Raw genomic sequence first — 16,426 nt, forward strand, 5'->3', positions numbered from 1 at the left:
CCCCAGGAGATGCATCCAACCGCCAACCAAATCGTCATGTCGTCGAAATCAACCCACCTGTACAACCAGACAAGTTTACGACTACTCACCCGTAGGGAAGAATGACATCAAGTCAACCGGTCAAATTTCAGAACGAGTTGATTGGTTGCAAGGAGTCACGAGCATTCAGAGCCACGAGCATCGAGACAGTCAGGCAGTAGCGTCCGAGCGGCACAACGGAGTGCGTGCACCGACGCCCCTTCCCCGCCGGAGGAGTGATCGCCATGCCATTCATCACACTTGGACTCGAGCAGATCGTTCAGTGGAAGTACGGGTTCATGGGCACTGTGGGCCTGGCGCTGCTCACCTTCGGCCTCAAGGCGGGCAGCCCCAACTGTGCCGGTGCGGGGGCCGTGATCCTGGCCCTGCTCGTCATCCCCACCGACGACTAGATGCAGGCCTGGAAGGTGCGGGGCGCTCAGAACACATCCGGGCACCAAGCCCGCCGCCCCGCCCGGAACATCGCCTCCGCCGTCGCCACCGCGCCGGGCGTGAGTTCCTCGATGCGGCCCAGGGCCGCCAGTCGGGTCGGTGATTCGTCGCCCAGGTAGAGGGTGCCCAACTCCCTTACATCCAGGGCGAGATCGGCGTCGGCCGTGGTGCGGGTGCAGTTCGTGCCGGAGGTGGTGGCCTCCAAGCGGTAGCGGCCGGGGGCCAGGCCCGAGGTGTCGTGGACGTCGAGGGTGAGCGTGCCGGGTGTTGCGTAGGTGCGGGCCTCCAGGGCGCGTACGACGTCCAGCAGCCGTACCCACAGCCAGTCCGCCTGAGTGACGATGCGGGCCGCGCGCGGGTCCGGGAGGAGCAGCGGCAGCAGGTCGTCGGGGGCTCGGTAGCCGGAGCGGACCGTGGTGATCCAGTCGATCGAGCAGACGAAGTGCCAGAGCGCGCGCTCGGCGGCCGGGGTGACGGCTATCTGTCCGAGCACCGTGGCCCGGTTCAACGGCTGCTTGGCGTCGCCCCAGTTGTCGTCGGCCCGGTAGACGATCAGGCCGTCCACCTCGCCGGCGGCGTTGCTGTGGACCGCGTAGAAGGGCTCCGTCCAGGTCCCGGGACCCAGGTGGGCCTCTCCGGTGTTCACGGACCACCAGCGCGCGTCGCGGTCGACCACGCCGTGCTGCCGGGCGCGCAGCCGGTCGTGGAGGGCCGGGCCCAGCTTGCGTACGTCCGCGGCGCTCATCAGGTCGATCCGGCCGCCGTCCCGCTCGGACGGGCCCGACCAGCGCGGGTCGAGGCCCGCCCTCGGTACGTCGATCTCCCACTCGGTGGTCCAGGTCGCCGGGCCGAAGCCGTACCGCCCGTAGATCGGGTACTCGGCGGCGATCAGTGTGGCGACCACCTCGCCGCGCTCCTTCGCCGTCGCCAGGTCCGTGGCCATCATCCGGCTGAGCAGCCCGCGACGGCGGTGCGTGGGCGACACCGTGACGTTGGAGATCGCGTCGGCCGGTACCGCGGCGCCGCCGACGGCCGTGAGTTCCTGCGCGAACGAACGGAACGTGGCCACGCACCGTCCGCGGTCGAACGCGCCCTGCGTGCGGGAGAGATCCGTGTGCGGAAGGCGCCTTTCCGCCTCCTGCTCCGTGCCCGCGTCCGTCGCCGGTTGCAGGAAGCCGGTGTGCTTGGCGCGCAGCCAGTCGGGAAATTCGGCGGCGGTGACCGTGCGGATGTCGAGAGCCATGCGAGCCACGCTAGGCACAGGGCTCACGGGATGTCTCCCGGTTTTCCGCCGCCGTGGAGCCGACGTGGGGACGGGCCGTGTCAGAAGGCCGCCCGGATCTCGCCGACCTCCCCGCCGCCGCCCAGCAGCGGCGCGTGTCCGATCCTGGCGACCACCGGGGCGTCGATGCCGAGCAGCCGCAGCGAACGGGCCAGCACCGGCCCGAGCGCCCGCGTCGCACCGTCGTCGACCTTGAAGGCCAGCGCCCGGCCGTCCGCCAGCGCCACCGCCTGCACCGCCTCGGCACCCATCTTGGAGAGCGTGCCCGGCACCTCCCGCATCAGCCAGGTGTCGGGGCGGCGGGTCCCGGCCACGTACTCGGGGTGGGCCCGCATCGCGTCACCGACCCGGCGCTCCGCCGTCCCCGGATCCGCCATCACGAACGTACGGAAGGACCGCGCCAGGCCCACCAGGCTGATCGCCATCAGCGGCGCCCCGCACCCGTCCGTGCCGACCGCCGTGACCGGCTCGCCGGCCGCCTCCTCGACGACCCGGAGGACCAGCTGCTGGAGCGGGTGCGACGGGTCGAGGTAGGACGCCCGGTCCCAGCCGTTCAGCGCGCACACCGCGAGCATCGCCGCGTGCTTGCCGGAGCAGTTCATGGTGATCCGCTCCCGGACGTGGCCGGCGGCGAGATACGTCTCCGCCTCGACCGGGTCCAGCGGCAGATCGGGAGGGGTCTGCAGATCGTCGGGCGTCAGTCCGTGCTCGGCGAGCATCGTGCGGACGAGTTCGAGGTGGAAGCCCTCGCCGGAGTGGCTCGCGGCGGCCAGGGCCAGCCGCTCCCCGGACAGGTCCAGCCCGGCCCGCAGCACGGCCGCGGCCTGCATCGGCTTGTTGGAGGAGCGCGGGAAGACCGGCACCGTCGGATCGCCCAGGACCCGTTCCACGCTGCCGTCGGCGGCCAGCAGGACCAGCGAGCCCCGATGGTGGCCCTCCACGAAGCCGGACCGTACGACCTCGGCCAGGACGGGGCGAGCTGGGGATATGACGGACGGTGCAGCGGGGGCGGCGCTGGAGGTCATGGTGGCCTTCCGGGGACGAGCGGGGCCCGCCCCCGGAAGGATCGCTTCAGGCGAGCAGGTCGTCTACTTGTGCTTCACCATCACGGTACCTGCGGGCGATCTCCGCGCTGCAATCGTCAGTGGTGCGTTGCAGCTGGTGACGGCGGCGGGAGACCTGCTGCTCGTAGCGGACCAGGCGCCCCATCGCGGTGTGCAGCTCCTCGTCCGTACGGGCATCGAGATCGGACAGCTCGACCTCGGCGAGCGTCTCGGCGGCCAGCCGGCGGTACTCGTCGCTGCGGGGCGTGGTCAGCGTGACGTGCCGGGCGGAGGAGCGGTGCCGGGACGGAGTGTCGGCAAGGATCTCCGAGAGCCGGTCCACCACCGGTTTCTCCGGATCCAGCCGCCGGGCCAGCTCGGCCCGCAGGATGTCGATCCGGCCCTGGACGAGCCGGCGCACATAGCTGAGGTCGGCCTCGTCGCGCTGCGCGTCGCGGCGCAGCGTGCGCAGCTCCGGCAGGCGCAGGGTGCCCAGCTCGGGCTGCGGCCCGGCGGACAGGCCGTCCTCCAGACCGTGACCGGTTCGCTGGACAGGTGGCCGCATGGTGCTGGTGCTGGTACTGGCGCCGGTTCGTGTGACCGGTACGGCGCCGGGGGACTGCCCGGTTCCATAGGTACTCATGCTTGTGTCCATCCCCTCGACCGGTGCGTCGGCACACCGCCTCCCGAGCATGGTGCCACTTGGGTGGGGCCTATGTGGATGCTCTGTACCCGTTCAGCCCAAGATAGGTTGGTCTGTATGCGTGCAGTGATACAGAGGGTGGACGGCGCGAGCGTCACGGTGGCCGACGGCGCGGACGGGGCCGGCGGGCCCGAGGTGGTCGGCGAAATCGTCGGCGAAGGGCTGTGCGTGCTGGTGGGAGTCACCCACGGGGACACCCCGGAGAAGGCGGCGCAGCTCGCCCGCAAGCTCTGGTCGCTGCGCATCCTGGAGGGCGAGAAGTCCTGCTCCGATGTGAATGCACCACTTCTGGTGATTTCGCAGTTCACTCTCTACGGGGACGCCAGGAAGGGCCGCAGGCCCACCTGGAACGCGGCGGCGCCCGGCGAGGTCGCCGAACCGCTGGTCGACGAGGTGGTGAAGCAGCTGCGGGCGCTGGGCGCGCAGGTGGAGACGGGCCGGTTCGGGGCGGACATGCGGGTCTCGCTCACGAACCACGGCCCGTTCACCGTCATCGTCGAGGTCTGAACCTTCGAGGTCTGAACCGGGGCCCTACGGCTCGACGACCGTCTCCTGGGCCGCGGCCGTGTCCCCGGCGAGCAGCTCGGCGTCCACCGCGACGTTCCGCTTGACCAGGGCCAGCGCGATCGGCCCCAGCTCGTGGTGGCGGGCGGACGTGGTGATGAAGCCCAGCTGGCGCCCCTCGGCGCCGTCCGCGGCGAGCCGTACCGGGGTGCCGTGTCCGGGCAGCACCACCTCGCTGCCGTCGAGGTGCAGGAAGACCAGCCGACGCGGCGGCTTGCCCAGGTTCTGCACCCGGGCCACGGTCTCCTGGCCGCGGTAGCAGCCCTTCTGGAGGTGTACGGCGGTGCCGATCCAGCCCAGCTCGTGCGGGATGGTGCGGTGGTCGGTCTCGAAGCCGAGGCGCGGGCGGTGCGCCTCCACGCGCAGCGCCTCGTACGCCAGGATGCCGGCGACCGGGCCGTGCGCCGCCGCGTACTCCTCCAGGTCGGCGCGGGGCAGGAACAGGTCCCGGCCGTACGCCGTCTCCCGTACCGTCACGCCGTCCGGGACCTCCGCGATGGAGCCGGCCGGCAGGTACACCACGGCGAAGTCCTCGGTGCGGTCGGCGACTTCGACCCGGTAGAAGAACTTCATGGACTCCAGGTAGGCGATGAGGTCGCCCTGGGTGCCCGGTTCGGCGTGCATCCACACGGTCTCGCCGTCGTCGACGAGGTAGAGGGCGTGCTCGATGTGCCCGTTGGCGGTGAGGATCAGGGCCTCGGTGGCCTGGCCCGGGGCGAGTTCGCTGACGTGCTGGGTGAGCAGCAGGTGCAGCCAGGCCAGCCGGTCGCTGCCGGTGACCGTGACGACGGCGCGGTGCGAGAGGTCGACGAGGCCGGAGCCGTCGGCGAGGGCGCGCTGCTCGCGGAACAGGTCGCCGTAGTGCGCGGCGACGCCTTCGTCGCGGCCTTCGGCGGGGACGGCGCCGGGCAGGGACAGCAGGGGGCTCTTCATGCGACCAGCGTACGACGCGGCATGGGACGCGGTATGAACGGTATGACCGGAGAGGCCGCTGTCCTAAGGGCTGTCCCGTAATCCCTGGTGGATCAGCGTGCGGCGTCAGACGCGGTGCATCGCAAGGCGGAGGGACGCCCGAATACTGGATGTATTCGGGCGTTCCGACAACGCGGCGAGGTGCCGTGGCTGTCGTCGCACGCCCACCAGGGATTACGGGACAGCCCTTAGGCAGCGCCCTCGGAGTTCTCGGAGTTCTCGGCGCCCCCGGGGTTCTCCGCCGCCTTCGCCGTGCAGTCGGCGCAGCGGCCGAAGATCGCGAAGTGCTTCATGTCCGTCTCGAACCCGAAGCCGTCCCGGAGTTTCGCGGTGAACTCGGCGACGACGGCGACATCGGCCTCGATGACGTCGGTGCAGTCGCGGCAGACCAGATGGATGTGGTGGTGACGGTCGGCCAGGTGGTACGTGGGTGCCCCGTGCCCCAGATGGGCATGGCTGACCAGCCCGAGCTCCTCCAGGAGTTCGAGCGTCCGGTAGACGGTGGAGATGTTCACGCCGGACGCGGTCCTGCGCACCTCGGAGAGGATGTCGTCGGGTGTCGCGTGTTCCAGCGTGTCGACGGCTTCCAGGACAAGCTGCCGCTGCGGCGTCAGCCGATAGCCGCGCTGCCGGAGATCTGTCTTCCAGTCGGTGCTCACCACACGCCCAGTGTAGGACCGGGTGAGCACCTGCCCGCGGACCGTTCGAGGAAGGACTGCTCGAAGACGGACTACTTGAAGAAGGCGATGCCGTCGTCCGGGAGGTCGCCGAGGCTCTTCGCCATCGCCTCGACCTCTTCCGGGGTGACGACCTTCTTCAGGTGCGCCGACATGTACGGGCGCAGCTCCACCTCGGGGGTGGCCTTCTCGCCGACCCACATGAGGTCGCTCTTCACATAGCCGTACAGACGCTTGCCACCGCTGTACGGGCCGGAGGCCGCGGTGCGGGCCACCGCGTCGGTGACCAGGTCGATCTGCGGCTTCTTGTCGGCCAGCTCGCCGTACCAGATCTCGATGACGCCCTGGTCGCGGGACATGACGACCTCGACCTTGCGGTCCTTGTCGATGCGCCAGTAGCCGGACTCGGTCTCCAGCGGCCGGACCTTCTCGCCCTCGGCGTCGAGCACCCAGGTGTGCGAGACGTACTCCAGGAAGTCCCGGCCGTCGTGGCTGAAGGAGACCTCCTGGCCGAAGTTGCACTGCTCGGCGCCGGGGAAGTCGGAAACACCGGCGCCCGCCCAGTTGCCGAGGAGGAAGGCCAGCGGGACGAGGTCCGGGTGGAGGTCGGACGGAATCTCGATCATGAGCGGCTCAGACGATCTGTGAGGTGGGGGTGGCTGCGGACGTGACACATCGGGTGCGAGGTGTCACGTTGTCGTGACGGGTACCCGCGCGGACGGAGGCTGCGCGCAGGGTCAGCGCTGACCCTGGTACAGCTTCTTCACGGTCAGCCCGGCGAAGGCGAGCACGCCGACGCAGACCAGGACCAGCAGGGCGGAGAAGAATGCCTCAAGCACGGGAACTCCTTGCAACGAGCGTTATGGCAGCAGTACGGGGCCGGGCCCCAGCCTAATGGGTTGGGGCCCGGCCCGCCGGTTCGGGGTTTGCCCGGGGACCGCCCGGGGGCAGGTCAGCCCAGCAGCTGGTTCTGCAGGATCACCGTCTGGTGGAACGGAACGCTCCGGGTGCTCTCCTCGCCCTTGCGGGACTGGACGACGAGGGCGAGCGTGTCCCCGGCGACCACGTAGCCGTGGCGGACCCGCGCCTCGCCGTACGGCTTCGCCTCGTCGTACACGTAGGACGAGGTGCCCGCCACCTTGCCGGCACCGCTCCAGCCCTCGTCGAGAACCGTCTCGGGCGCCCCGACGAGCGACACCTCGGATCCGCTGCCGGCGATCGAGTCCATGAAGGCCTGGGCGAAGGCCGTCGAGTTGAACCGGACGAGATAGATCCGGGTCGACGTGCCGTCCGGCATGGTCCAGCCTCGGGCGGCGACGTGGCGCGGAGCCGAGTCCTTCAGCGTCTGCGCGAGATCGGGGCGACCGCTCTTCGCGTACTCGGAGAGGTACTGCTCCGTGCTCACCCAGCCGCCGTCGAGCTTCTTGTCCACGACGGCCCCGGCCGGGGCGGGCAGCAGCAGACGCCGCAGGTCGGCGTGGTGGATCTCGGCGACGTTGCCGTCGCTGTACGGGCGGGGCGAGCCGGCCGGGAGCGCGGGCAGGCTGAGCTCGGGATAGTCCCAGCGGCCGTCGCTCTCGGTGGCCAGACCGGGCACGTCGGTGCGCTCCATCGAGGTGATGCCGAAGGCCGTACCGGTACCGAGCCCCCCGAGGACCAGCGCGGCGGCGGTCCACCGGGCGACGGCCCGCAGCACCCGCCGCGGCGGCTTCGGCGACAGGGCCGGGGCCTGGTCCGGGGCCTGGTCCGGGGCCTGGTCCGGGACCTGGTCCGGGGCCTGGTCCGGGACCTGGTCCGGGACCTGGTCCGGGGCCTGGTCCGGGGCCTGGTCCGGGACCTGGGCCGGGAGGGGCTCGGGCGGCTGCGGCACGGAGGTGGCCTCGGCGGGCTCGGCGGGCTCGGTTCCGTCGGGCGCCGTCGTCGTCTGCTCGGTCATATGTACTCCCCCGGGGACGCGATGTGGTCGAGCTGGTCCTTCAGGAGTTCGGCAACGGCAGCCCGGTCGAACGGCTTGGTGCCGGACGCCGAGAGGCTGATGCTCAGCTCGCCGTCGTACGCCAGGCAGTTCATCGACGTGATGGAGTCCTCGTCCTTGCGCAGGACGTAGCACCTGGCGTTCCTCGTGTGCTCCTTGATCTTCGGCTCCGTGCGGAAGATGCCGATGGACTCGAAGAGGCCCGTCTTGAAGGCGTAGTGGTTCCGGACGGCCTTCTTGTCCTTCATCCGCATGATCTCGGTGCTGATCGACAGGGTGTTGTCGTCCCCGGTGTAGGACCGGGCGGCGATGCCCTCGATGCGGAGCTTGTCGATCCGCTTCTCGTAGGCCCGGCGCTCCTTGCCCGCGAGACCGCGGGCGTTCAGCTTCATGGCGGCGGTCGCCTTCTTGCCGCTCAGCTCACCGTCGTTGCCCAGCTCCCCGTTGTCGGGGCCGAGCCGGTAGCCGGCCGGGACCGGCAGCAGCAGCTTGCTGAGCCCGGTGGAGACCCGGCCCCGGGCCACGTCACCGGCCGGGTCCTTGCCCGGCTTGTGCGCGGGCTCCTCCCAGAGGCGGGTCCGGGCGCTGCGGTCGGCGGCGTCCACCGAGTTCTTGGTGTACACGGCCGCGCCCGCGACCGCGGCGGCCACCAGCACGACGGGAAGCGCCATGAGGATCACCCGGCGCGGGCGGCCGGATGCAACGGTCCCGGAAACGCCACCGCTCTCGTCGGCGTTCTCGTCGGCGCTCTCGTCGGGCGTGGACGCCTGTGCGGTCACGTCGTTCACAGGCGCTCCAGCTGTCTCTCGGCCAACGTCCGGATGTCCTTCTTGCTGATCGGTGCGGTGTCGTAGATGTGGATGTCGGCCGCGATGTCACCCCGGTACACGGTGGCCCTGGCGTGGTAGGACGGCAGATAGCCCGGCTTCCGGTCGACCTCGTAGAGGTAGTAGCGGCCGTTGCCGCTGCCCTTGATCGCATCGCCGCTGTTGCCCGCGCCGTTCGCGGATCCGGGCATGTAGTCGAGCTGGCCCTCGGCGAAGTCCTGGGCCCCCTGGACGGTCCCCGAGCCGAACTGCACGAGATGGATCTCAGCGGTGCGGTACTGCCCGCGCTTCCAGGCGGCGGCCGCGATCCGGCGTACGTCGTACTCCAGGAAGTACTCGTACATGGAGCCCTCCTCCTTGTACGAGGAGCGGGCGTAGACGTCCGGGTCCAGATAGCCGTCGCTCAGGCCCGGCACCGAGTTGTCGTCGTCGCTCCAGCCCGCGGGCCTGGCCACGATCAGCTTGCGCAGGTCGCCGTCCGTCCTGACCCGGCGGTCCTGGGACGCGGGCAGCGGATCGGGGGCCTTGCCCGGGGGCAGTGCCTTCGCCGGGTACGCCAGATCGGGCTGCGACAGGGCGGGCAGCGGGGTCGGGGCGCGTCCGGCCTGCACGTCGTAGCCCACGGCGGTGCCGCCCGCGATGCCGAGCACCGCGGCAGCGGCGAGAAGCAGCGCCGTACGCCCGCGCGGGCGCTTCGCGACGGGTGCGGCGACCGGTGGCGCCGACCCGTCAGAAATAGTGTCTTTCGGTTCCAATCGGGATCCCCCCACGAGACCAGAGGCGCTGATTCCGTTATCCGCGCACACACCTGACCACCGCCGGGGAGATGAGGTTGCCCGCCCGCCGATTACAGTTCGGCATATGCAGAAGAAGCTCGTGATCAAGGTGACCGCAGGTGCCGACTCCGCCGAGCGCTGCTCGCAGGCGTTCACGGTGGCCGCGGTCGCCGTCGCCAGCGGCGTGGAGGTCTCGCTCTGGCTGACCGGGGAGTCCTCGTGGTTCGCGCTGCCGGGGCGCGCCGCCGAGTTCGAACTGCCGCACGCCGCGCCGCTGCCCGATCTGATCGAGTCGATCCAGGCGGGTGGCCGGATCACCCTGTGCACGCAGTGCGCGGCCCGTCGTGACATCACCGAGCAGGATGTCCTGGAGGGCGTACGGATCGCCGGTGCCCAGGTCTTCGTCAGCGAGATCATGGCCGACGGCGTGCAGGCCCTCGTCTACTGACGCGAGAACGCCGGGGAGCGTTACCGCCGCTTCTTGCCGTCGAGTTCGTCCCACCACTCGTCGGACTTCGGGTCGCCGGACGGGTCGTCCCACCAGCGGTCGTCCGGCCCCCGCCGGTTGGCGACCATGGCCGCGATGGGCGGGATCACCATCGCGACGAGGCACATCGCTATCGCGGCGGGCATCGACCACAGCCGGACAAAGGCCCAGGCCGATACGAACAGGACGATGCAACCGCCCATCATCAGGAAATAGCCGCGACGGCGTCGGGCGTACATGTATCCAGCGTAGGCCCGCCCCCGCCGGTGGGGCAGGCCCCCGTTCATGCCCGCACGGAATGGCCCTTCGTGCCCGTGCCCGTACGAATGGCTCGAAGGGCCGTACCCCGTTTCAGGAAGGCGTCCAACCCCCTGGGGTACGGCCCTTCGGCCGATCTTTGTCGCGGCGCGGGGCGCCCTAGACGGCGATCGCGACCTCGGAGAGGCCACCGGTCTGCGCGACGACCGTGCGGTCGGCGCTGCCGCCGGGGACGAGGGCGCGCAGCGTCCACGTGCCCTCGGCCGCGTAGAAGCGGAACTGTCCGGTCGCCGAGGTCGGGACCTCGGCGGTGAACTCGCCGGTCGAGTCCAGCAGGCGGACGTAGCCGGTGACGGGCTCGCCGTCGCGGGTCACGCTGCCCTGGATGGTGGTCTCACCGGGCTTGATGGTCGAAGCGTCGGGGCCGCCGGCCTTTGCTCCACACATGTGTTTCGTCCTTCTGGGTCGGGGGTCGTGCTGGTCCGGGTCGTGCGGAGTTACTTGTTGGCGCCGAGCTCGATCGGCACGCCCACGAGGGAGCCGTACTCGGTCCACGAACCGTCGTAGTTCTTGACGTTCTCCTGGCCGAGCAGCTCGTGCAGCACGAACCAGGTGAGCGCGGAGCGCTCACCGATGCGGCAGTACGCGATGGTGTCCTTCGCCAGGTCGACCTGCTCGGCCTCGTACAGGGCCTTGAGCTCGTCGTCCGACTTGAAGGTGCCGTCGTCGTTGGCGTTCTTCGACCACGGGATGTTGCGGGCGCTCGGCACGTGGCCGGGGCGCTGGGACTGCTCCTGCGGAAGGTGCGCCGGGGCGAGCAGCTTGCCGCTGAACTCGTCGGGCGAACGCACGTCGACCAGGTTCTGGCTGCCGATCGCCTTCACGACGTCGTCGCGGTAGGCACGGATCGACTCGTCCTGCGGCTGGGCCTTGTACTCGGTGGCCGGGCGGGACGGGATGTCGTCGCCGTCGACCAGGTCGCGGGAGTCGAGCTCCCACTTCTTGCGGCCGCCGTCGAGCAGGCGGACGTCCTGGTGGCCGTAGAGCTTGAAGTACCAGAACGCGTAGGACGCGAACCAGTTGTTGTTGCCGCCGTACAGGACGACCGTGGTGTCGTTGCCGATGCCCTTCCCGGACAGCAGCTTCTCGAACCCGGCCTGGTCGATGAAGTCACGACGGACCGGGTCCTGGAGGTCCTTGGTCCAGTCGATCCGGATCGCGTTCTTGATGTGGTTCTTCTCGTACGCCGAGGTGTCCTCGTCGACCTCGACGAGAGCGACCTTCGGGTCGTCGATGTGGGCCTCGACCCAGTCGGCGTCTACCAGGACGTCACTGCGGCTCATTCTGTTCTCCTCCGGGGCAGTCTGCGGCGAGATGATGCGAGACGGTGCGTGATGCGGGTGTACGGCGGCGCGGCGTGCGGCCCACGTACAACGGCGATCGGGATGGGCCCTGACTTCGGTCGAAGGGCCGGGGGAAATGCGGGGTGCCGAAGGCTCCCGCTCAGACAGTGCGACAGAGCATGGCGGCGACGCGGCACAGGTCCACTGCCCGCCGCTTCGTGAGATCCGCCCGTCCCCGCTGCGGGAGACCGCCAATAGAGCACTGCATGGGACCGATCGTAGGGACGTACCGGCGGCCATGTCACCGCTGTTTCGTATTTTGATACGCGATCGTCCGCGATGCGGGACGGGACCGAGGGCGAGGCGCCCTTCGCACCGCCCCCGCATCGTCGCCGGGCCCCGGCCATCTACGGATCGGACAGGGCCGTCTCAATATGTGGCGCACTGTTGCGCGTCCGGGCGCGCTGGAGCGCCGCGCCGGACAGGGAGGGCGGCGCGGGGCCCAGGCCCGGGAGGCCCTAGCCGGCGAGCTGTACGTCCGTGCCGGTGACCGAGATCTCCAGGCCGTCCGCGGTCGGCTGGATCTTCTGGAGCTTCAGGCCGCTCGGCAGGCCGCCGACCTCGCGGTCGAAGTCGGTCTTCTTGCGCACCAGCCCCTCCAGCCCGGGGATGCCCTCACCCGGTACCTCGTCCGCACGCACCCGGACGGTGTGGCCGTCGACCAGGGTGACGGTGGAGAGCACGCTGCGCGAGATCGGGCGGCCGAGGACGTCGACCGTGCCGGTCACCTTCACCTTGTTCTTGCCGCCGTACTCGACCACGACGTCGTCGCTGGCGGCCTTGGTGAGGTCCTCGTACGAGATGACGGCGGTGCCCGTGGCGCGGGCGGCTGTGGCGCTGGAGTAGCCCTCGGACAGCTTCACCTCGTGCAGCGCGGCGTCCATCCTGCTGATCCGGAGCCTGCGGCCGTTGGCGTCGGTCTCGATGCCGGTGATCTCCACGTCGACCTCGTCGAGCTGATCCCCGGCGACCTGTGTCAGGAACGGGAATCCCTTGATGGAGACGTCCGTCGAACCGATCGTGGCACCGGTGACCCGGATCCGTCCCTCGGCCTCCGACTCGGCGAAGTACACCGCCGCCCGGTCCACGGCGACGAAGATCCCGCCCAGAACCACCACGATGACCAGCAGTATTCGCAGTGCACGCATGCCCGCTCTTCCCCCACCCTGCATTCCGGCCGGACCCCTGGCGCCCCGCACGTCCGTCGGACATGCACGGCGCCCCGGGTGATCGACGAGCGGGCACCCCTCTTCGGTTCCCGGGGCGGCCGGTCCGGCGTTACGAGAGTGCGCGGCCGAGCAGGTACACGGCGGGCGCGGCGGCGGTGAGCGGCAGCGCCACACCGGCGGTCATGTGGACGAAGCGCGACGGATAGTCGTAGCTCGCCACCCGCAGCCCGATCAGGGCGCAGACTCCCGCCGCGAGGCCGAGCAGCGCACCCTTCGCGCCCAGGTCGGTCAGCACCCCGGCCACGGCGCCACCGCCCGCGGCGGCCAGCAGCGCCACCACGACCGAAGCCGGTCCGGGCAGCGGCAGCGCCCGTACGAGCGCGGCGACCGCGACGGCCACCGCGCCCACCGTCACCGCGTCCGGGACCGCCGCGAGGTGTCCGGCGGCCAGGACCGAGAGCGCGGCCGAGGCGACGGTGGCCATCAGGCCCTGCATCCGCTCGTCGGCGCTCGCGTGGCTGCGCAGCTGGAGGACCACGGTGAGCAGCACCCAGACGCCGAGGGTGCCGAGGATCGCGGCCGGTCCGTTCTCCCGGCCCGCGGCGAGCAGCGCGATGTCGGCGACCAGGCCGCCCGCGAACGCGAGCGCGATGCCCTGCCGGGCCGGCCACATGCCGTTGAGCCGGAACCAGCCGGCCGCGGTCACGGCCTGGAGCAGCACCAGCGGTACGACCAGGGCGTACTGCCCGATCGCGGCGCCCAGGGCGAGCAGCAGCCCGAGCCCGGCGGTGAGCGCGGCCTGCTGCATGCCCGGCGCGATGATGGGCGAGCGGCCCTCGGCACGGGCTCGCTGGGCATCGGTGACGCGGCTGTTGCCCAGGGTGGTGGGGGCGCTGTAGCCGGCCGCGTCGTGCCCGGCGGCGGGAGCGGAAGCGGGGGCGGGCGCGGGCTCGGCCGGTGCCTCGGGCGGGAGCGGATGCCCGCCCGTGGCGCCCAGCGGCGGCAGATAAGTGGTCTCGGCGGCGGCCGGAACGGGCTGCTGCACGGGCTCCTGCACAGGCTGCGCCGGCTGGGCGGAGTGGATCACCGGCTGGTACTGGGTGTCCCAGGTCTGGCCCTCCCACGTCTGCGCGACGCCGGGGTCCTGCGGACCGTGCGCGGCAGGCGCGGCGGGCTCCTGCGGATACCCGGCCGGCCACGCCTGCCCGGGGTTCGCCTGGGGCGCCTGGTTCGGGTCGTACTGGCCCTGCGGCTGCGCCTGCCGGCCGTACGGCTGCTGCGCACCGTAGGACTGGTGGCCGTAGCCCTGATCACCGTACGACTGACCGCCGTAGGACTGCGCACCGTACGACGCCTGACCGCCGTACGCCTGATCGCCGTAGGACTGCGCACCGTACGACGCCTGATCGCCGTAGGACTGATCGCCGTGCGGCTGCGGCTGCCCGCCGTGCGACGGGTCATGGCCGGGGACGTGCCCGTAACCCTGGTCCTGCCCGTACGGATGCTGCTGATCGTTGCTGCTCATGTTCTGCGGTTCACCCTCCTGCGAACGGCGGGAGCACCTCGACCGTGCCGCCCTCGGCAAGGCGTACGGTCTCATGGCCGCGGGTGCCCACGGGGTCACCGTCGATGAGGAACGAGCACCTTTGAAGCACTCGGGTGAGCTCTCCGGGGTGCCGTTCACGCACCGCGTCGAGCGCCTCGGCGAGGGTCGCAGCCGTGTACGGCTCCTCCGCGGTCCCGGCCGCGGCCTTGGCGGCGGCCCAGTAGCGGATGGTTACCGCAGGCATGGCGCCACTCCTCTCGTCTCTCGTCAGCTGTCCATCATGGGTCACCGCGCCACCGCCCAGTCGGCGATGCGGGTGAGCAAGGTCTCGTCCGCGGCGTTCTCCGCGTGCCCCATCCCGCGCTCCAGCCACAGCTCGGCGCCGTCGCCCGCCGCGTCGGCCAGCGAACGCGGATGGTCCAGCGGGAAGTACGGGTCCCGGTCGCCGTGCACGATCAGCAGCGGCGCCGGGGCGATCAGGGCGGCGGCCTCGACCGGCGGGAGCGGCACGGGGTCCCATTCCTCGCGGTCGATCCGGGTGTGCAGGCCGTAGCGGCCGACCAGCCGGCCCAGGGGCCGGGTGACCACCCAGTGCAGCCGGCGCATCGGGGCCGTGCCCCGGTAGTACCAGCGGGCGGGGGCGCTCACGGCCACCACCGCATCCGCGTGCGCCTCCGCACGCGCTCCGGTGCGCCCCTCGCGCTCCAGGACGTCACCGGCTCCCGCGTCGCCGTCCGGCCGGACGGCGTACAGCGCACCGTGCCGCAGCACCACCGAACCGCCCATCGAGAACCCGACGGTCACCACCCGGCGGTGTCCGAGCGACCGCGCCCACTCCACCGCCGCCGCCAGGTCCAGCACCTCGCGGTCACCCACCGTCGACCGCCCGCCGGAGCCGCCGTGCCCCCGGAACGAGAAGGTGACCACGGCCGCACGCCCGGCGAACACCTCGGCGGCACGCCGCACCGCGGGCCGGTCCACCGAACCGGTGAAACCGTGCGCGAGCACGATCGCAGTACCGTCGAAGGATGATTCCGCAACGGCCCCGGCACCTGCCGTGCACGGCTCGTACACCGCCTCGATACGCACCCCGTCATCGGCACGCAATGTGGTGCGCAGGGGACCGGGCGTGATCGAGGGAACAGCGGAACTCCGAATTCGCCCCTCGGACACAGAACTCATGTGGGCTATTGTGCTGGGAAGAGGATCCGGGCAGAGCAGCCCCCGGGTCCTTTTGTGCTTTCCAGGCGTTGTTACGGCGACGTTTCCACAAGCTCAGCGGCCCCGGGGCGCGGGACCGCAGCCGTGGGACCAGCACGAAAACGTACGAAGAAGTGCCGCATACTCCCCCGGGCCCGGCCCGGGAGTGCCCCTCTCGCAGGGAACGAGGAGGACCGACGTAATGGGCGAGCGAACCGTGCACGATCATCGACCGACGACCCAGGCAGGTGGGCGGCGATGAGTTCACTGCTGCTCCTGACGAATGCCCTTCAACCGTCGACGGAGGTGCTCCCCGCCCTCGGACTCCTGCTCCACAGCGTGCGGGTGGCGCCGGCCGAAGGCCCCGCTCTCGTCGACACCCCCGGTGCCGACGTCATCCTGATCGACGGCCGCCGCGACCTCCCCCAGGTGCGGTCGCTCTGCCAGCTGCTGCGGTCCACCGGACCGGGCTGTCCGCTGATCCTCGTCGTGACGGAGGGCGGCCTCGCGGCCGTCACCGCCGACTGGGGCATCGACGACGTGCTGCTGGACACGGCGGGACCGGCCGAGGTGGAGGCCCGGCTGCGGCTGGCCACCGGACGGCAGCAGATCAGCTCCGACGACTCCCCGATGGAGATCCGCAACGGCGACCTCTCGGTCGACGAGGCCACGTACAGCGCGAAGCTGAAGGGCCGGGTCCTGGACCTGACCTTCAAGGAATTCGAACTGCTCAAGTACCTGGCGCAGCACCCGGGACGGGTCTTCACCCGCGCCCAGCTGCTCCAGGAGGTCTGGGGCTACGACTACTTCGGCGGTACGCGGACGGTCGACGTCCATGTGCGGCGGCTGCGCGCCAAGCTCGGCCCCGAGCACGAGTCGCTGATCGGCACGGTCCGCAATGTCGGCTACCGCTTCGTGGTGCCCGAGAAGGTGGAGCGCGCGGCCGAGGAGGCCAAGGACCGGGCCGCGACGAAGGCGGCCGCCGAACCCCTAACCCGTTCGGAGCAGTCGCGGGCTGCCGCGATGAGGGAAGAAGCCCCGGTCCGGCCTGCCGGGAGGTAGGTATATCCGCG

The 16,426-nt window shown here is 70.9% G+C and carries 21 protein-coding genes; 4 read left to right on the forward strand and 17 right to left on the reverse strand.

Features of this window, described 5'->3' with window-relative positions:
• The first annotated feature begins 263 nt into the window (after nt 1–263).
• A complete protein-coding gene (locus ACFYY7_RS15865) occupies nt 264–431 on the forward strand; it encodes a hypothetical protein (RefSeq protein ID WP_376305808.1) in 168 nt (55 codons plus the stop codon).
• Between the two features lie 26 nt (nt 432–457).
• On the opposite strand, the gene ACFYY7_RS15870 is transcribed toward ACFYY7_RS15865, so the two are convergent.
• The 3 genes from ACFYY7_RS15870 to ACFYY7_RS15880 form a co-directional block, all read right to left on the reverse strand.
• Nucleotides 458–1,714 carry a GNAT family N-acetyltransferase gene (locus tag ACFYY7_RS15870; RefSeq protein WP_388661868.1) on the reverse strand — a complete coding sequence of 419 codons (1,257 nt, stop codon included), beginning with the start codon at nt 1,712–1,714 and terminating at the stop codon, nt 458–460.
• 80 nt (nt 1,715–1,794) lie between these two features.
• Nucleotides 1,795–2,778, reverse strand: coding sequence for an asparaginase (locus tag ACFYY7_RS15875; RefSeq protein WP_388661870.1), 984 nt, complete (start codon nt 2,776–2,778; stop codon nt 1,795–1,797).
• Between the two features lie 46 nt (nt 2,779–2,824).
• Entirely contained in the window at nt 2,825–3,439 is a 615-nt protein-coding gene (locus tag ACFYY7_RS15880) for an ABC transporter substrate-binding protein (protein ID WP_351258384.1), read from the reverse strand.
• 117 nt (nt 3,440–3,556) lie between these two features.
• Between ACFYY7_RS15880 and dtd the strand changes: the two genes are divergently transcribed.
• Entirely contained in the window at nt 3,557–4,006 is a 450-nt protein-coding gene (gene dtd / locus ACFYY7_RS15885; protein ID WP_388661872.1) for a D-aminoacyl-tRNA deacylase, read from the forward strand.
• A 24-nt stretch (nt 4,007–4,030) separates the two neighbouring features.
• On the opposite strand, the gene ACFYY7_RS15890 is transcribed toward dtd, so the two are convergent.
• The 6 genes from ACFYY7_RS15890 to ACFYY7_RS15915 all read right to left on the reverse strand — a co-directional run bounded on the left by ACFYY7_RS15890 (nt 4,031) and on the right by ACFYY7_RS15915 (nt 9,269).
• On the reverse strand, nt 4,031–4,996 hold the full coding sequence (locus ACFYY7_RS15890) for a folate-binding protein (RefSeq protein WP_351258380.1): 966 nt from the start codon (nt 4,994–4,996) through the stop codon (nt 4,031–4,033).
• Between the two features lie 227 nt (nt 4,997–5,223).
• Nucleotides 5,224–5,697, reverse strand: coding sequence for a Fur family transcriptional regulator (locus ACFYY7_RS15895; protein ID WP_388661874.1), 474 nt, complete (start codon nt 5,695–5,697; stop codon nt 5,224–5,226).
• Between the two features lie 68 nt (nt 5,698–5,765).
• Nucleotides 5,766–6,338 (reverse strand): FABP family protein, encoded by a 573-nt coding sequence (locus ACFYY7_RS15900; RefSeq protein WP_356083680.1) that lies wholly within the window; start codon nt 6,336–6,338, stop codon nt 5,766–5,768.
• Between the two features lie 326 nt (nt 6,339–6,664).
• Entirely contained in the window at nt 6,665–7,648 is a 984-nt protein-coding gene (locus ACFYY7_RS15905; RefSeq protein ID WP_388661877.1) for a hypothetical protein, read from the reverse strand.
• A complete protein-coding gene (locus tag ACFYY7_RS15910; RefSeq protein WP_388661879.1) occupies nt 7,645–8,475 on the reverse strand; it encodes a hypothetical protein in 831 nt (276 codons plus the stop codon). The genes ACFYY7_RS15905 and ACFYY7_RS15910 overlap by 4 nt, the downstream gene beginning before the upstream one ends.
• Entirely contained in the window at nt 8,472–9,269 is a 798-nt protein-coding gene (locus ACFYY7_RS15915) for a hypothetical protein (RefSeq protein WP_388661881.1), read from the reverse strand. Before ACFYY7_RS15915 ends, ACFYY7_RS15910 begins: the two co-directional genes overlap by 4 nt.
• A gap of 106 nt (nt 9,270–9,375) precedes the next feature.
• Between ACFYY7_RS15915 and ACFYY7_RS15920 the strand changes: the two genes are divergently transcribed.
• A complete protein-coding gene (locus ACFYY7_RS15920; protein ID WP_351258367.1) occupies nt 9,376–9,738 on the forward strand; it encodes a DsrE family protein in 363 nt (120 codons plus the stop codon).
• A gap of 20 nt (nt 9,739–9,758) precedes the next feature.
• Here ACFYY7_RS15920 and ACFYY7_RS15925 read toward each other — a convergent pair whose 3' ends face one another.
• From ACFYY7_RS15925 to ACFYY7_RS15960, 8 genes are all read right to left on the reverse strand, one after another.
• Complete coding sequence (locus tag ACFYY7_RS15925) at nt 9,759–10,016, reverse strand: DUF3099 domain-containing protein (protein WP_266730944.1); 258 nt, start codon at nt 10,014–10,016, stop codon at nt 9,759–9,761.
• A gap of 178 nt (nt 10,017–10,194) precedes the next feature.
• Complete coding sequence (locus tag ACFYY7_RS15930; RefSeq protein WP_018490348.1) at nt 10,195–10,482, reverse strand: DUF1416 domain-containing protein; 288 nt, start codon at nt 10,480–10,482, stop codon at nt 10,195–10,197.
• Nucleotides 10,483–10,532: 50 nt separating this feature from the next.
• On the reverse strand, nt 10,533–11,378 hold the full coding sequence (locus ACFYY7_RS15935) for a sulfurtransferase (protein WP_360928658.1): 846 nt from the start codon (nt 11,376–11,378) through the stop codon (nt 10,533–10,535).
• A gap of 160 nt (nt 11,379–11,538) precedes the next feature.
• Nucleotides 11,539–11,646 (reverse strand): putative leader peptide, encoded by a 108-nt coding sequence (locus ACFYY7_RS15940; protein WP_350983699.1) that lies wholly within the window; start codon nt 11,644–11,646, stop codon nt 11,539–11,541.
• A gap of 250 nt (nt 11,647–11,896) precedes the next feature.
• On the reverse strand, nt 11,897–12,586 hold the full coding sequence (locus ACFYY7_RS15945; protein WP_388661883.1) for a DUF2993 domain-containing protein: 690 nt from the start codon (nt 12,584–12,586) through the stop codon (nt 11,897–11,899).
• A gap of 130 nt (nt 12,587–12,716) precedes the next feature.
• The gene (locus tag ACFYY7_RS15950) at nt 12,717–14,132 is read right to left on the reverse strand and encodes a hypothetical protein (protein ID WP_388661885.1); all 1,416 of its coding nucleotides are present in this window, start codon (nt 14,130–14,132) and stop codon (nt 12,717–12,719) included.
• 10 nt (nt 14,133–14,142) lie between these two features.
• Nucleotides 14,143–14,397 carry a MoaD/ThiS family protein gene (locus ACFYY7_RS15955; protein ID WP_072488004.1) on the reverse strand — a complete coding sequence of 85 codons (255 nt, stop codon included), beginning with the start codon at nt 14,395–14,397 and terminating at the stop codon, nt 14,143–14,145.
• 41 nt (nt 14,398–14,438) lie between these two features.
• Nucleotides 14,439–15,335 carry an alpha/beta hydrolase family protein gene (locus ACFYY7_RS15960; RefSeq protein WP_388661887.1) on the reverse strand — a complete coding sequence of 299 codons (897 nt, stop codon included), beginning with the start codon at nt 15,333–15,335 and terminating at the stop codon, nt 14,439–14,441.
• Nucleotides 15,336–15,611: 276 nt separating this feature from the next.
• Here ACFYY7_RS15960 and ACFYY7_RS15965 point away from each other — a divergent pair, with 276 nt between their 5' ends.
• Entirely contained in the window at nt 15,612–16,415 is an 804-nt protein-coding gene (locus ACFYY7_RS15965) for a winged-helix domain-containing protein (protein ID WP_376305821.1), read from the forward strand.
• Nucleotides 16,416–16,426: the final 11 nt, after the last annotated feature.

Origin of the sequence: Streptomyces sp. NPDC001933, from assembly GCF_042890955.1 — a bacterium.
Taxonomy (GTDB): Bacteria; Actinomycetota; Actinomycetes; order Streptomycetales; family Streptomycetaceae; genus Streptomyces.

Bases quoted from the DNA above. Each gene is read 5' to 3' on its own strand.
- ACFYY7_RS15865 (WP_376305808.1), top strand. From the start codon at position 264: ATGCCATTCATCACACTTGGACTCGAGCAGATCGTTCAGTGGAAGTAC.
- ACFYY7_RS15870 (WP_388661868.1), bottom strand. From the start codon at position 1,714: ATGGCTCTCGACATCCGCACGGTCACCGCCGCCGAATTTCCCGACTGG.
- ACFYY7_RS15875 (WP_388661870.1), bottom strand. From the start codon at position 2,778: ATGACCTCCAGCGCCGCCCCCGCTGCACCGTCCGTCATATCCCCAGCT.
- ACFYY7_RS15880 (WP_351258384.1), bottom strand. From the start codon at position 3,439: ATGAGTACCTATGGAACCGGGCAGTCCCCCGGCGCCGTACCGGTCACA.
- dtd (WP_388661872.1), top strand. From the start codon at position 3,557: ATGCGTGCAGTGATACAGAGGGTGGACGGCGCGAGCGTCACGGTGGCC.
- ACFYY7_RS15890 (WP_351258380.1), bottom strand. From the start codon at position 4,996: ATGAAGAGCCCCCTGCTGTCCCTGCCCGGCGCCGTCCCCGCCGAAGGC.
- ACFYY7_RS15900 (WP_356083680.1), bottom strand. From the start codon at position 6,338: ATGATCGAGATTCCGTCCGACCTCCACCCGGACCTCGTCCCGCTGGCC.
- ACFYY7_RS15905 (WP_388661877.1), bottom strand. From the start codon at position 7,648: ATGACCGAGCAGACGACGACGGCGCCCGACGGAACCGAGCCCGCCGAG.
- ACFYY7_RS15920 (WP_351258367.1), top strand. From the start codon at position 9,376: ATGCAGAAGAAGCTCGTGATCAAGGTGACCGCAGGTGCCGACTCCGCC.
- ACFYY7_RS15925 (WP_266730944.1), bottom strand. From the start codon at position 10,016: ATGTACGCCCGACGCCGTCGCGGCTATTTCCTGATGATGGGCGGTTGC.
- ACFYY7_RS15930 (WP_018490348.1), bottom strand. From the start codon at position 10,482: ATGTGTGGAGCAAAGGCCGGCGGCCCCGACGCTTCGACCATCAAGCCC.
- ACFYY7_RS15935 (WP_360928658.1), bottom strand. From the start codon at position 11,378: ATGAGCCGCAGTGACGTCCTGGTAGACGCCGACTGGGTCGAGGCCCAC.
- ACFYY7_RS15940 (WP_350983699.1), bottom strand. From the start codon at position 11,646: ATGCAGTGCTCTATTGGCGGTCTCCCGCAGCGGGGACGGGCGGATCTC.
- ACFYY7_RS15945 (WP_388661883.1), bottom strand. From the start codon at position 12,586: ATGCGTGCACTGCGAATACTGCTGGTCATCGTGGTGGTTCTGGGCGGG.
- ACFYY7_RS15950 (WP_388661885.1), bottom strand. From the start codon at position 14,132: ATGAGCAGCAACGATCAGCAGCATCCGTACGGGCAGGACCAGGGTTAC.
- ACFYY7_RS15955 (WP_072488004.1), bottom strand. From the start codon at position 14,397: ATGCCTGCGGTAACCATCCGCTACTGGGCCGCCGCCAAGGCCGCGGCC.
- ACFYY7_RS15960 (WP_388661887.1), bottom strand. From the start codon at position 15,335: ATGAGTTCTGTGTCCGAGGGGCGAATTCGGAGTTCCGCTGTTCCCTCG.
- ACFYY7_RS15965 (WP_376305821.1), top strand. From the start codon at position 15,612: ATGAGTTCACTGCTGCTCCTGACGAATGCCCTTCAACCGTCGACGGAG.